Origin of the sequence: Streptomyces sp. T39 (assembly GCF_008042045.1) — a bacterium.
In the GTDB taxonomy this organism is placed as follows: domain Bacteria; phylum Actinomycetota; class Actinomycetes; order Streptomycetales; family Streptomycetaceae; genus Streptomyces.
The window spans coordinates 354506-367420 of sequence record NZ_RDBP01000012.1; the positions used below are offsets into that span (position 1 = coordinate 354506).

The following is a 12915-nucleotide window of genomic DNA, read 5'->3' on the forward strand; positions in this document are numbered from 1 at the left end:
CCGGAAATAGAGGCGCGTCGGGCTCTCAGGGCCCGGCGCGCCTCCTTGTGTTCGGGGCCGCGTTCGGAGCCGCACCGGCCCGCCCCGGCGTCAACAGCCGTTCCCTGAGCGGGATATGCTCCCGCCCGTCGTCATATGATCTTTCCCGTTCGATTCTGAGGATGCTGATGGTTCGACAGGGAACGTCGACCGGAAGTCCGCGGCGGAGGTCCGGCCTCGTCTGGCAGCTGCCCGTTGCCGCGACCGTCGCCGCCGCGATCGTGGCCGCCTTCCTGGTCTCCGCATCGGCCCGCACGCCGGTCGTGATCGTCTCCGCGGTGACGGTCGTCGCCGTCGGTCTCGCCTGCGCCGAGGTGGTGCGGCGCGGCCATGCGATCGCCGAGCTGCGGGAGCGGCTCGCCGCGCAGGAGGCGGAGAACGCCCGTCAGTCGGCCGAGACCAGCCGCCTCGCCGGCGAGCTGCTGCCCCACGTGGTGGGCGAACTCCGCAAGGGCGCCTTCCCCGAGGACGTGCTGGCCTCGCTCGACACCTCGGCCGAGCACCGTGCGGTGCTGCGCTCCGTGGTCGACGCGGTGAGCGCCGAGGAGGACCTGCGCGGTTCCGCGCAGCGCGCCTTCGTGAACATCGCCCGCCGGGTGCAGGCCATCGTCCACCAGCAGGCCCAGGAGCTGCGGGAGATGGAGGACCGGCACGGCCGGACCCCCGAGGTCTTCGGCGACCTGCTGCGCATCGACCACGGCACCGCGCTGATCGGCCGGCTGGCCGACTCCATCGCCGTGCTCGGCGGCGCCCGCCCCGGGCGCCAGTGGAGCAAGTCCGTCCCGCTGTACAGCGTCATGCGCGGCGCGATGTCGCGCATCATCGACTACCAGCGCGTCGAGCTGCACACCGTCTCGGAGGTGGCCGTCGTCGGCTCCGCCGTCGAGCCGCTCATCCACGCGCTGTCGGAGCTGCTGGACAACGCCACCCGCTACTCGCCGCCGCAGACCCGGGTCCATCTCACCGCGGTGGACGTCCAGTCGGGCATCGCCATCGAGATCGAGGACGGCGGCGTCAGCATGAGCGAGGAGGCCCGCCAGCGGGCCGAGCGGATGCTGCGCCAGGCCCAGCAGGGCATCGACGTCAACGACCTCGGCGAGACCCCGCGCCTGGGCCTCGCGGTGGTCGGCCGGCTGGCACAGGCGTACGGCTTCCAGGTCTCGCTGCGCTCGTCGGCGTACGGCGGCGTGCGTGCCGTGCTCGTCGTGCCGCAGGACCTGATCACGACCTCCGCGTCGGCCACCGGTCTGGCGCACGGCATCGGCACGGCGTCCGGGCCCCGGGCCACCGGCTCCGCCCCGGCCCCCGCTCCCCTGCCTGCCGCGGCACCCGCTCCCGCGCGGCTGCCGCGGCAGGCGACGGGACCGAGCCAGCCACTCCCCCGGGACGAGGAGGCACCCACGGTGACGGAGCGGACGGCGGGCGGGCTGCCCCAGCGGCGCCGCAAGTCTCGTGTCACTGCCCCGGCCGCAGCCCCCGCAGCCCACCCGACCGCACCGGAGCCCGAACCGGAAGCAGAACCGGCGGTGCAGCCCGGCATGTGGCTGGCCGCGTTCCAGAACGGTCTGTCCGGTGACACCTCCAAGACGAACAACGGAAACGAGCAGCCATGATTCAGCGGCAGTCCCACCAGACCAACATGGACTGGATGCTCAAGGACCTGGCGGAGGGCGTACCGCAGACCCGGAACGTCGTCGTCCTTTCCGCCGACGGACTGCGGATGGCGCAGTACGGCTCGGACACCGACACCGCCGACCGGCTGGCCGCGGCCTGCGCGGGGCTCCAGAGCCTGGCGGGTGCCGTGGCCGCGGAACTCCCGCACGGCGACGGCCAGATGCGCCTCGTGGTGATCGAGATGAACGGCGGCTTCTTCTACCTGATGGCCGCCGGCGCGGGTGCCTACCTCGCCGTGCTCGCCGACGAGGGTGTCGACGCCGGACTGATGGGCCAGCGCATGCGCGACCTCGTACTGCGGATCGGAGAGCACCTGAGCACGCCGCCGCGGCATGAAGGACCGACCGCGTGAGCGACGCGGGCGCGGACTGGGAGGAGGCCAGCCCCGAACGGCTGTACGTGATCACGGGCGGCCGGAGCGGCTCCTCCTCGGCCACCGCCTTAGATCTGGTCACCCTCATCGTGGCCAGGTCGGGGCCCAAGCCCGGCATGCAGCCGGAGCACGCGGCGATCATCAGGATCTGTCAGGCGCCCCTGTCGGTGGCCGAGATCTCCGCCTATCTGAGCCTGCCGGTGAGTGTGGTCACCGTGCTGCTCAGCGACCTGTTGGCCGAGGACAAGGTGCTGGCCCGTGCACCCGTCCGCGCGGCCGTACTCCCCGACCGCGCTTTGATTGAGGCAGTGATCGATGGACTTCAAAAGCTCTGAGCAGGCTCTCGGGCCGCGGAGCGAGGACGTGCTGCCGGCGACCGCCACGGCCGCCGTCAAGGTGGTCATCGTGGGCGGCTTCGGCGTCGGCAAGACGACCCTGGTCGGCTCGGTGAGCGAGATCAGGCCCCTGACCACCGAGGAGACGATGACCCAGGCCGGGGTCGGCGTCGACGACACGGCGGGGGTGGAGCGCAAGACCTCGACGACCGTCGCGATGGACTTCGGACGCATCAGCATCAACGAGGAGCTGGTGCTCTACCTGTTCGGCACACCGGGCCAGGAGCGCTTCTGGTTCCTGTGGCGCGGCCTGTTCGAGGGTGCGCTGGGCGCCGTCGTCCTGGTCGACGCCCGCCGGCTGGAGGTCAGCTTCGACGTCATCGGCCGTCTGGAGGAGCGGGGCGTGCCGTTCGTGGTGGCCGTCAACTCCTTCCCGGACGCGCCCGCCTACCCGGTGGACGAGCTGCGCGGGGCGCTCGACCTGCCGGCCGCCGTGCCGATCGTGCTGTGCGACGCACGGTCGCGGGCGTCCAGCCGGGACGTGCTGATGGCCCTGATGCGTTATCTCCAGACCCTGGCGACGGCTCACCAGGTCTGACCACGGCGGGCGGCGGTTGGCCGGAATCCCTCCCACTCCAGGCGAGGGTTCCGGCCAACCGCCGCCCGCTTCATGCTGTTCTGCCGGGGGATCGTCCTATTGGATCGGCCAACATGGCTGAGTACGATGCGCAATAGTTGATCACTCTGTGGTGCACGTTGCGCATGTGACGACGATGTTGACGCGCCGCACCCGCATCGAGAGGCAGGCCGCCGTGACCCCCGAGCAGACCGGCCCCACCATCCCGCCGATCTTCACGCCCATACCGCCGGCCATCCACCCACGGCACGCGGACATAGACGTGCAGACCGCGGCCTGGGCGGAGACCTTCCGCATCGGATCGGACGAGCTGCGCGCCAAGCTCGTCGTCCAGGACATCGGCACCTTCTCGGCCCGCATCCTGCCCGAGGGGCGGGAAGAGGTCGTCTCCCTCCTCGCCGATTTCGTGCTCTGGCTGTTCGGCGTCGACGACGGTCACTGCGAGGAGGGCGAACTGGGCCACCGGCCCGGGGACCTGGCGGGACTGCTGCACCGGCTGATCCGGGTGGCGCAGAACCCCGAGGCGCCGATGATGACGGACGACGCCCTCGCCGCCGGACTGCGCGACCTGCGAATGCGCGTCGACCGCTACGGCACCGCCGGGCAGACCGCCCGCTGGGTCGACGCCCTGCGCGAGTACTTCTTCTCCGTGGTCTGGGAGGCCGCCCACCGCCGCGCGGGCACCGTGCCCGACCTCAACGACTACACCCTGATGCGGCTCTACGACGGGGCGACCTCCGTCGTGCTGCCGATGCTGGAGATGGGCCACGGCTACGAACTCCAGCCGCACGAGCGCGACAGCACCGCGGTGCGCGCCGCGGCCGAGATGGCCTCGTTCATCATCACCTGGGACAACGACATCTTCTCCCACCACAAGGAGCGCCGGTCCTCCGGCTACTACCTCAACGCCCTGCGCGTGCTGGAGGAGGAGGGCCTGTCCCCGGAGAAGGCCCTGCGGACCGCGATCGGCCAGCGCGACCGGGTGATGTGCCTCTACGTACGGCTGGCGGAGCAGCTGTCCCGCCAGGGCAGCCCGCAGCTGCGCCGGTACGTCGCGAGCCTGTCCAGCTTCATCCGCGGCGCCCAGGACTGGGGCATCAGCTCGGTGCGCTACACCACGCCGGACGACCCGGCGAACCTGCCGCCCGTCTTCAGCGACACCCCGACCGACGACCGCCACGAGCCTCTCGGGATACCGGCGGTCGACTGGTGGTGGGGCCTGGTGCCCGCACCGGCCGGCGACCTGACCACCCCTCCCGCCGCCGCGCATACCGCGCTGTAACCCCGCCATCCCAGCGGAAAGGATTCTCCCGTGACCCTCGCCGGAACTCCCGCGGCCGACCTGACGTCGGTCCCCGTGGCGCCGGGAGGCATCCCCCTCCTCGGCCACGCGCTCAGCCTCTGGCGCGAGCCCCTCGGCTTCCTGACGTCACTGCGCGGCTCCGGCGACCTGGTCCGGGTCAACCTGGGCACCCTGCCGATGTACGTCGCCACCTCGGCCGACCTCGTGCACGAGGTGACCGTGCGCCAGGCGCGCAGCTTCGAGAAGGGCCGCTTCTTCGACCGGCTGCGCCCGCTCGCGGGCTCGCGAACTCCCACGGGGAGGTGCACCGCAGGCACCGCAGGCACCGTCGGCTGATCCAGCCGATGTTCCACCCGCAGCGCATCGCCAGGCGCTTGCAAGCGCGGAGGCCGGCGCGCCGCCGGGCGGCAGGCCCTCGCCGCGCCGGAGGCCGGCATCCCCGCGCCCACGCCCGCTCCCCGCTGCCCGGTCAGCGGGCGCCGCTGCCCGGTCAGCGGGCGCCGCTGCCCGCCTCCGCCTCGTCCGCGGCGGCGCGCAGCGCGGCGAGGACACGGGCGGCACCGGGGGCGGACTCCGCGCCCCGTCGCAGCGCCGCGAGCACGTGCCGGCGCGGCTGGTCCTCCGCGAGGACGCGCATGACCACCCCGCGGCGCCGCTCGGCTGCCGCCATCCTCGGCACCAGCGCGACGCCCATGCCGGCCTCCACCATGGCCAGGATCGCCGTCCAGCCGGCGGCCGAGTGCGCCTGCTCCGGCACGAAACCGGCCGCCTCGCAGGCGCTGAGCGTGATGCGCGACCAGGGTCCGCTGCCGCCGAAGATCCACGGCTCGCCCGCCAGGTCGGCGAGCCGCAGCCCGGCCGCACGTGCCCGGGGGTGGTCCGCGGGCAGTGCCACGTCGAGGGGGTCCGCGAGCAGGGGCACCAGGGTGAAGGCGGGGTCGCGGACCGTGGGCGCCTGGGCCGCCAGCGAGAGGGCGACGTCCGCCCGGCCCGCCGCCACCAGTTCGTACGCCTCGGACGCCTCCGCCTCGCGGACCCGGACGTCGAGGCCCGGGTGGGTGGCGCGCAGCCGCCGCACCGCCGGGACGACCAGGGCGGGGACGGCGGTCGGGAAGGCCGCCACCCGCACCGTGCCCGTCTCGCCGCGCAGATAGCCCGCCAGCTCGGCGTCCGCCCGCTCCAGCTGGGCGAAGACCTCCTCCGCGTGGCGCAGGACCAGATGCGCGGCGCCGGTCAGGCGCACGCGCCTGCCGTCGGCCTCGAGCAGGGGGACCCCGAGCTGCCGGGACAGGTTCGACAGCTGCTGGGAGACGGCGGAGGGCGTCATCAGCAGCGCTTCGGCGGTGGCGGTCACGGTCCCCCGCTCGTCGAGCGTGCGCAGGATCCGCAGCTTCCTGATGTCCCACTCCGTCATGGGACGCACGCTATCCGGCGGCCCGCGGCCCGCGGACCGCCCGGTGCGCTCCGCTCACGCGTCCCGGGCGGCCGCCAGTGCCACGCCACCGAGGATCAGTGCCATGCAGAGCAGCTGGGCGCCCCCGAGCGACTCCCCCAGCACCGCGTACGAGAGGCCGGCGACGCACACGGGCTGGAGGTGGTAGACGGCTCCCGCGCGGGCCGCGCCGATCACGGCGACGGCCCGGTTCCAGGCGAAGAAGGCGACGGCCGACGAGCAGAGGCCGACGTACACCAGGGGCCCGACCGTGCCGGTGGACGGCTCGAAGCCGCCGCCCTGGAGCACCACACTGGCCGCGAAGACGGGGGCGAGGAGCAGGGCGCCGAGCACGAACGTGGTGAACAGGAAGACCACCCCGCCGATCTCCGCGGGTCTGCGCCGCAGCAGCGCGCTGTACGCGGCGAAGCTGAGCGCCGCGCCGAACATCCACAGATCGCCCGGCCGGGGGTCGAAGGCCGCCGACCCGTCCCCGACCAGCAGCAGCACACCCGCGCAGGCCACCAGCATCCCGGCCGTACGGCGGAGCCCGAGCCGGGCGCCGCCGAGCCGGGCGAAGAGGGCCATCAGCACGGGGGACGCGGCCATGATCATGCCCATGTTCCCGGCGGACGTGGTCAGTCCCGCCTGGTTGACCAGGGTGTTGTAGACCGTGACGCCGAGGAGCGAGGCGGCGAGCAGATACGGCAGATGCGCACGGATCAGCGCGCGCCGGCGCCAGGCCGCCCGCAGGGCGAACGGCGCCACGGCCACGATGGCCACCACCCACCGCCAGAAGGCGGCCTGCACCGGCGGCACCGAGTCGTGGAGGGCGCGCGAGGTGACGAAACTGCCCGACCAGACCACCGTCGCGAGTGCCGCGAGCAGCAGCCCCGCGCCCGCACCGCGCCCACGCCCCGGCCCCGGCGGGAGCCCTCCGGCGGAGAGGCGGACACGGCCGGGGGCTGTCGTGGTCATCGGGAGCCTTTCCGTGGGTGACGTGGACATCACCACGGTGGCGTCGGCCGACCCCTCAGGTCCATCGAAAAATTTTGAGGATTCCTTTCAGGGGAACTGAACGGACGCTTCCCGGCGCCGCTGCCCGGACACACGACGACGCCCCGGGTGCGGTGCACCCGGGGCGTCCTCGGACAGCGGCGGTCAGCGCGTCGTCAGATCTGCTTCCTGGACTTGTCGAGCACCATCACGAGGCCCGTGATCACCAGGAACAGCACGATCGGCGCCACGACGTACAGGCCGAGGGTCTCGGCCACGCTCAGGCCGGTACCCGGGTCGTCGCCGTCGTCCGGGGTGAGCGCGAGCGCGGGGGACGACATCAGCAGCATCATCAGCGTCGTACCGGCCGCGACGGCGCCGGCGCGCAAGGCGTTCTTCTTGTCCACGGTGCCAACGTAGCGAACCGCTCTCAGGGCCGCGCGCCCGGGGGTGCCGTACGGGACCCCGGGGACCCGAAGACCTCGAAGAAGCGGTGCAGCCGCGGGGAGGCTGCGAGCTCCTCCAGCGTCACCGGCCTGCCCTCGGCATCCGCGACGGGCAGGCGCCAGTTCGGGTACTGGTCCCAGGTGCCGGGCAGGTTCTGCGGGCGCAGGTCGCCGACGGCGTCCGGCAGCCAGACGCCGACCATGCGGGCCGGGGTGCGCAGCAGGAAGCGGTAGACGGCCCGGATGCCGCCCTCCTCGTCGTCCGCGCCCTCGGGCAGCAGTCCCGACTCCTCCAGCATCGCCAGCCACGCGTGCACATCGGCCCTGTCCTCGGCCCGCTCCTCGTCCAGGGGGCGGGTCAGCAGACCGAGCCGGTGGCGCAGTTCCACATGGCCGCCCGTCAGCCGTGCCGCGGTGGACGGCAGGTCATGGGTGGTGGCCGTGGCGACACACCCCTCGCGCCAGCGCTCCGGCGGCAGCGGCAGGCCGTCGCCGTCCCAGTCGCGCTCGAACCAGAGCACCGAGGTGCCGAGCACACCCCGCCGGGCGAGCGCCTCGCGCACGCCCGGCTCGACCGTGCCGAGGTCCTCCCCCACGACGACGGCGCCGGCCCGGTCCGCCTCCAGGACGAGGACCGCGAGCATCGCCTCGGCGTCGTGGCGGACGTAGGTCCCCTCGGTGGGCGGGGCGCCCTGCGGGACCCACCACAGCCGGAACAGGCCCATCACATGGTCGATGCGCAGCGCTCCCGCGTTGCGCAGCACTCCGCGCAGCAGGCCGCGGTACGGGGCGAAGCCGGACGCCGCCAGCGCGTCGGGGCGCCACGGCGGCAGCCCCCAGTCCTGGCCCCGGGCGTTGAAGGCGTCCGGCGGCGCGCCGACGGACATCCCGGCGGCGAAGACGTCCTGCTGGGCCCATGCGTCGGCGCCGTCCGGGTGGACGCCCACCGCCAGGTCGTGGACCACGCCCACGTCCATCCCGGCCTCCTGGGCCGCCCGCCCGGCGGCGGCGAGCTGGGTGTCGGTCAGCCACACCAGCCGGGAGTGGAAGTCGACCCGGTCCATCAGCTCGCTCCGCGCGTGGGCGGTCTCCGGCGAGGACGGGTCGCGCAGCGCGGCCGGCCAGTCGCGCCAGGCGGGGCCGTGCACCTCGGCGAGCGCGCACCAGGTCGCATGGTCCTCCAGGGCACGGCCCTGCTCGGCGAGGAAGTCGCAGTAGGCGGCGTGCCGGCCGGGCCCGAGCGGCACGGTGTGGAGGATCTCCAGCGCCTCGCGCTTGAGCTTCCACACGGCGTCCCGGTCGATCAGCGCGCCCTTGCGCAGGACGGCGCCGCGCAGTCCGGCCGCCTCCTCCCGCAGCTCCTCCAGCCGTGCGCGCTGCGCGGGGTCCGCGCCGCCGTACTCGGGGACGTCCTCGATCCGCAGATGGACCGGGTCGGGGAAGCGGCGCGACGAGGGGCGGTACGGGGACGGGTCGGAGGGGGCGCCCGGCACGGCGGCGTGCAACGGGTTCACCTGGACGAAGGACGCGCCGAGGGCGCGGCCCGACCAGGTCGCGAGCTCGGCCAGGTCACCGAGGTCGCCCATGCCCCAGGAACGCCCGGACAGAAGCGAGTACAGCTGGACGAGGAAGCCGTGCGACCGCCCGCCGGGCGCCGGCGCCCGGCCGGGAGCCACGATCAGCGTGGCCTCGCCCGCCCGCCCGTCGGGCGCCTCCGCCCGCAGCCGGTGGACACCGGGGGGCAGGGCGGCCCACCAGGCGGGTGCCGGGCCGCCGGGACCCGCGGGGCCGAGCACCGGGCCCTGCTCCGTCGTCACCCGCAGTGCCGTACCGGCGGGCAGCGCGGTGAGCGCGGCGGGGAGGAGGGGGCCTTCCGCTTCCTGCCAGACCACGGCCGTCGGGGGAAGCAGCCGTGCCGCCTCCGCGCGGTCGGCCCGGTCCAGGGCGGCACGCACCGCCCCGGGCGTCGACGCGTCGACGCCGAGCGCGCCGAGGACGGCGACGACCGTGTCGTCGGGGACCACCTCCGTGACGCCCGGGGACGGCGAGAACGTGGTGGCGACGCCGTGCAGCGCGGCGAGCCGGGCAAGGCCCATGCGGACTCCTTCTAGAACCCCGCGCAGTCGGAGCCGCCCGCCGTGGCCGGGGCGGTCGGTTCGCTGGTCAGGGGGGCGAGGTCGGCGAGCGGAGGCTCGCTGGTGAGGGGGGCGGCGTGCGCGAGCGGGGGTTCACTGGTCAGCGGGACGTCGTAGGCCAGCGGCGGCTGGGCGTCGTGCGCGAGCGGGCAGGCGGTGGGGGGCTGCGGCTGCGCCGGGACCTGTTTGGACAGGGCGTCGAGCAGCAGTTGGGCGGATGCGGCCACGGTGAATCACTCCAAGCGGAACGTGAACGGTCGTGAACGGGTCACTGGGGCCCTACCCAACGGGCACGGCCCCAGACGTCGACGTTCGGTCAACGTGGCCCAGGTCACATCGCGTTCCCGGTGCAGGCGGTCGGCCCCCGGCGACGGACACGACTCCGATCATCCACCACCACGGGGCAAAAGGTGCGCAACGACCACGCGCATTGACACTCTCGCGGTGGGGTGGTGGGCTCGGAGCCCACCGGAACGGGGAGACCGAGGGGAGTCACGGGCGTGCGGCTCGCGGGGAGAAGGCGTACAGCGGCGGCGCTCGCGGTGGCCGTCATCGGCGGCCTGCTGGGCGGCGCCCCGACAGCGGTGGCGGCACCCGGCGATCCCGCCGCCCCGGCCGGTAGCGCCCAGGACCCGGAGGGCACTTCGGCGGTCCCGGCGGTCTGGCCCCGCCCCCAGTCGCTGCGCGCCGGCGAGGGCTTCCTCGCGCTGGGCGCCGAGGCGACGTTGGTCGCCGCGCCGTCCGCCGACCCGTACGCCGTCGCCCTGTTGAAGGACGTCCTGCGCGAGGCCGGGGTGCGCACCGTGCACGAGGCGCTGCCGGGACGTGGTCCGGTGTTCCGCCTCGGCGGGCCCGATGCCGGATCGGCGCTGCGCGCCCTGCGCGCCGCCGACGTCACGGATCTTCCCCGGGGCGGCTACCGCCTCGCCTCCGGCGAGGTGGCGGGCCGCGCCACGGTCGCGCTCGACGGGGTGGGCGACGACGGCCTGTTCCACGGCGTGCAGACGCTGCGCCGGCTGGTCACGGAACGCGGTGTCCCGCACGTCGTGATCCGCGACTGGCCCGGCACCGCGGTCCGCGGCACGACGGAGGGCTTCTACGGCACGCCCTGGACGCACCGGCAGCGGCTCGAACAGCTGGACTTCATGGGCCGCACCAAGCAGAACCGCTACCTCTACGCCCCCGGCGACGACCCCTACCGCCAGGCGATGTGGCGCGAGGCGTATCCGGCGGACCGGCGCGCGGAGTTCAGGGAGCTGGCCGAACGCGCGCGGCGCAACCATGTGGTCCTCGCCTGGGCGGTGGCGCCGGCCCAGTCGATGTGCCTGTCCGACGACGGCGACATCCGGGCGCTGACCCGCAAGATCGACGCGATGTGGGCGCTCGGGGTCCGGGCGTTCCAGCTCCAGTTCCAGGACGTGAGCTACAGCGAGTGGCACTGCGACCGCGACGCGCGGGCCTTCGGCTCCGGGCCCGCCGCGGCGGCGAAGGCGCACGCACGCGTCGCGGACGCGGTCGCGCGCCACCTGGCGGACCGTCACCCGGGCGCGGAACAGCTGTCCGTGGTGCCGACCGAGTACTACCAGGACGGCACCACCGACTACCGGCGCGCCCTCGCGGGTGAGCTGGACGACGGCATCCGGGTGGCCTGGACGGGCGTCGGTGTGGTGCCGCGCACCATCACCGGCCGGGAACTGACCGAGGCGCAGCGGGCCTTCGGCCATCCCCTGGTCACCATGGACAACTACCCGGTCAACGACTGGGCCCAGGACCGGATCTTCCTCGGCCCCTACACGGGCCGCGAACCGGCGGTCGCCGGCGGCTCGGCCGCGCTGCTGGTCAACGCGATGGAACAGGCGTCGGCCTCCCGCATACCGCTCTTCACCGCCGCCGACTTCGCCTGGAACCCGAAGGGCTACCGGCCGCAGGAGTCCTGGCGGGCCGCCCTCGACGACCTGGCCGGCGGTGACGCCCGCGCCCGCGAGGCGCTCGGGGCGCTGGCGGGCAACGACGCCTCGTCGATCCTCAGCCCGGACGCCGAATCGGCCTACCTGCGGCCGCTGATGGACGAGTTCTGGCGCACCCGCGCCACCACGGACGCGCCGGCCCAGGAGCGCGCGGCCGTCGCGCTGCGGTCCGCCTTCGGCGTGATGCGCGAGGCGCCCGCGCGGCTGCGCTCCACGGCCGGCGGCGATCTCGCCGACGAGGTGCGCCCCTGGCTCGACCAGCTCGCCCGCTACGGACGCGCAGGCGAGAAGGCCGTCGACATGCTGCTGGCCCAGACCCGTGGGGACGGGCAGGCCGCGTGGGACGCCTCCCTCGCGCTGGAGCCGCTGCGCGGGCAACTCGCGGCGAGCAGGGCGACCGTCGGCAAGGGCGTGCTCGGCGCGTTCCTCGCCCGTGCGGAGAAGGAGTCCCGTGCCTGGACGGGCGCCGACCGTGCGGGCGCCGTGGCGGACCGGGACACCGTCAGCCTCGGCCGGCCCCGTCCGGTGACCGCCGTGACGACGATGACCGAGCCGGGGCACGCCTCCCCCGGGCACCTCGAAGGACATGTGCCCGGCGAGGGCTGGCGGCGGCTCGCCCCGCTGTCCGCGGGCGGCTGGACCCAGACGGACGTCAGGGAACTCACCGTGGACGCGCTGCGGGTCGCGGCGGACGGCCCCGGGCAGGTGACCGTCCGCTCGCTCGTCCCGTGGTTCGCCGACGAGCCCGCGGCCGGCCTCGCGCTCGACCGTGAACAGGCCGGGGCCGAGATCGGCGGCGCCCCGCTGCGGACGGACGTGCGGCTGACCGCCCAGCGGCCGGGCGAGGTCCGCGGCGAGCTGACCGCGACGGCTCCGGCGGGCATCGAGGTGCGGGTCCCGGAGCGCACCACCGTGCCGCGCGGAACCCGCACGACCGTCCCCGTGGAGGTCACGGTGCCCGAGGACACGCCGTCGGGCGAGTACCGGGTGCCGTTCGCGTTCGCCGGCCAGCGGTCCACGCTGACCGTGCGCGCCTTCCCGCGGACCGGCGGGCCGGACCTGGCCCGCGCGCCCGGCGCGAGGGCGTCGGCGTCCGGCGAGGAGACGGCCGACTTCCCGGCGTCCGCCGCGGCCGACGGGGACGGCGCCACCCGATGGTCCTCGCCGACCGGCCCGAGTGCCTGGTGGCAGGTGGAGCTGGCCCGCCCGGCGCGGGTGGGGCAGGTCGTCCTGCACTGGCAGGACGCGTACGCGACGTCCTACCGCATACAGGTCTCCGCCGACGGCACCAGCTGGCGCACGGCGGCGACGGTCACCGACGGCAGGGGCGGCCGCGAGAGCGTCCGCCTGGACGCGAAGGACACCCGCTTCGTGCGGGTGCAGGGCGACGAGCGCGCGACGCGCTTCGGGTACTCCCTCTTCGGCGTCGAGACGTACGCGGTCGCGGACCGCTGATCCCCCCCCGGGGGGGGCTTGCAGGGCCGGGGTGGTGTGGCCTGGGGTTGCCGGCCCCGTGCGGGCCGGTGGTCGCGCACCCCCGCTGCGCGCGGGTGTCCTCAAGCGCCGGACGGGCTGTTG

12 protein-coding genes are annotated in these 12915 nt (G+C 74.6%); 7 read left to right on the top strand and 5 right to left on the bottom strand.

Going from position 1 to position 12915, the window contains the following annotated elements; all coding sequences use genetic code 11:
* Positions 1-167: 167 nt before the first annotated feature.
* The 6 genes from EAO77_RS02435 to EAO77_RS02460 all read left to right on the top strand — a co-directional run bounded on the left by EAO77_RS02435 (position 168) and on the right by EAO77_RS02460 (position 4697).
* Positions 168-1652: a sensor histidine kinase gene (locus tag EAO77_RS02435; protein ID WP_147986480.1), complete on the top strand. Its 1485-nt coding sequence runs from the start codon at positions 168-170 to the stop codon at positions 1650-1652.
* Positions 1649-2065 carry a roadblock/LC7 domain-containing protein gene (locus EAO77_RS02440; RefSeq protein ID WP_147986481.1) on the top strand — a complete coding sequence of 139 codons (417 nt, stop codon included), beginning with the start codon at positions 1649-1651 and terminating at the stop codon, positions 2063-2065. The genes EAO77_RS02435 and EAO77_RS02440 overlap by 4 nt, the downstream gene beginning before the upstream one ends.
* Positions 2062-2421, top strand: a complete 360-nt coding sequence (locus EAO77_RS02445) for a DUF742 domain-containing protein (RefSeq protein ID WP_147986482.1) — start codon at positions 2062-2064, stop codon at positions 2419-2421. The genes EAO77_RS02440 and EAO77_RS02445 overlap by 4 nt, the downstream gene beginning before the upstream one ends.
* A complete protein-coding gene (locus tag EAO77_RS02450; protein ID WP_147986483.1) occupies positions 2402-3019 on the top strand; it encodes a GTP-binding protein in 618 nt (205 codons plus the stop codon). The genes EAO77_RS02445 and EAO77_RS02450 overlap by 20 nt, the downstream gene beginning before the upstream one ends.
* A 175-nt stretch (positions 3020-3194) precedes the next feature.
* Positions 3195-4340, top strand: a complete 1146-nt coding sequence (locus EAO77_RS02455) for a selina-4(15),7(11)-diene synthase (RefSeq protein WP_147988899.1) — start codon at positions 3195-3197, stop codon at positions 4338-4340.
* Positions 4341-4370: 30 nt separating this feature from the next.
* Positions 4371-4697 (top strand): hypothetical protein, encoded by a 327-nt coding sequence (locus EAO77_RS02460; protein ID WP_187283095.1) that lies wholly within the window; start codon positions 4371-4373, stop codon positions 4695-4697.
* 154 nt (positions 4698-4851) lie between these two features.
* Here the strand turns inward: EAO77_RS02460 and EAO77_RS02465 are convergent, their stop codons facing one another.
* The 5 genes from EAO77_RS02465 to EAO77_RS02485 all read right to left on the bottom strand — a co-directional run bounded on the left by EAO77_RS02465 (position 4852) and on the right by EAO77_RS02485 (position 9597).
* A complete protein-coding gene (locus tag EAO77_RS02465) occupies positions 4852-5775 on the bottom strand; it encodes a LysR family transcriptional regulator (protein WP_147986484.1) in 924 nt (307 codons plus the stop codon).
* Positions 5776-5829: 54 nt separating this feature from the next.
* Positions 5830-6771: a DMT family transporter gene (locus EAO77_RS02470; RefSeq protein WP_147986485.1), complete on the bottom strand. Its 942-nt coding sequence runs from the start codon at positions 6769-6771 to the stop codon at positions 5830-5832.
* A 194-nt stretch (positions 6772-6965) separates the two neighbouring features.
* A complete protein-coding gene (locus EAO77_RS02475; protein ID WP_147986486.1) occupies positions 6966-7196 on the bottom strand; it encodes a hypothetical protein in 231 nt (76 codons plus the stop codon).
* A 23-nt stretch (positions 7197-7219) separates the two neighbouring features.
* Positions 7220-9331 carry a 4-alpha-glucanotransferase gene (gene malQ / locus EAO77_RS02480; RefSeq protein WP_147986487.1) on the bottom strand — a complete coding sequence of 704 codons (2112 nt, stop codon included), beginning with the start codon at positions 9329-9331 and terminating at the stop codon, positions 7220-7222.
* An 11-nt stretch (positions 9332-9342) separates the two neighbouring features.
* Complete coding sequence (locus EAO77_RS02485; RefSeq protein WP_147986488.1) at positions 9343-9597, bottom strand: hypothetical protein; 255 nt, start codon at positions 9595-9597, stop codon at positions 9343-9345.
* A gap of 273 nt (positions 9598-9870) precedes the next feature.
* On the opposite strand from EAO77_RS02485, the gene EAO77_RS02490 reads away from it, so the two are divergent.
* Entirely contained in the window at positions 9871-12792 is a 2922-nt protein-coding gene (locus EAO77_RS02490; RefSeq protein WP_147986489.1) for a beta-N-acetylglucosaminidase domain-containing protein, read from the top strand.
* Positions 12793-12915 lie beyond the last annotated feature (123 nt).

Coding starts and splice junctions, on each gene's coding strand:
- EAO77_RS02465 (WP_147986484.1), bottom strand. CDS start 5,775: ATGACGGAGTGGGACATCAGGAAGCTGCGGATCCTGCGCACGCTCGAC.
- EAO77_RS02470 (WP_147986485.1), bottom strand. CDS start 6,771: ATGACCACGACAGCCCCCGGCCGTGTCCGCCTCTCCGCCGGAGGGCTC.
- EAO77_RS02455 (WP_147988899.1), top strand. CDS start 3,195: ATGTTGACGCGCCGCACCCGCATCGAGAGGCAGGCCGCCGTGACCCCC.
- malQ (WP_147986487.1), bottom strand. CDS start 9,331: ATGGGCCTTGCCCGGCTCGCCGCGCTGCACGGCGTCGCCACCACGTTC.
- EAO77_RS02450 (WP_147986483.1), top strand. CDS start 2,402: ATGGACTTCAAAAGCTCTGAGCAGGCTCTCGGGCCGCGGAGCGAGGAC.
- EAO77_RS02435 (WP_147986480.1), top strand. CDS start 168: ATGGTTCGACAGGGAACGTCGACCGGAAGTCCGCGGCGGAGGTCCGGC.
- EAO77_RS02440 (WP_147986481.1), top strand. CDS start 1,649: ATGATTCAGCGGCAGTCCCACCAGACCAACATGGACTGGATGCTCAAG.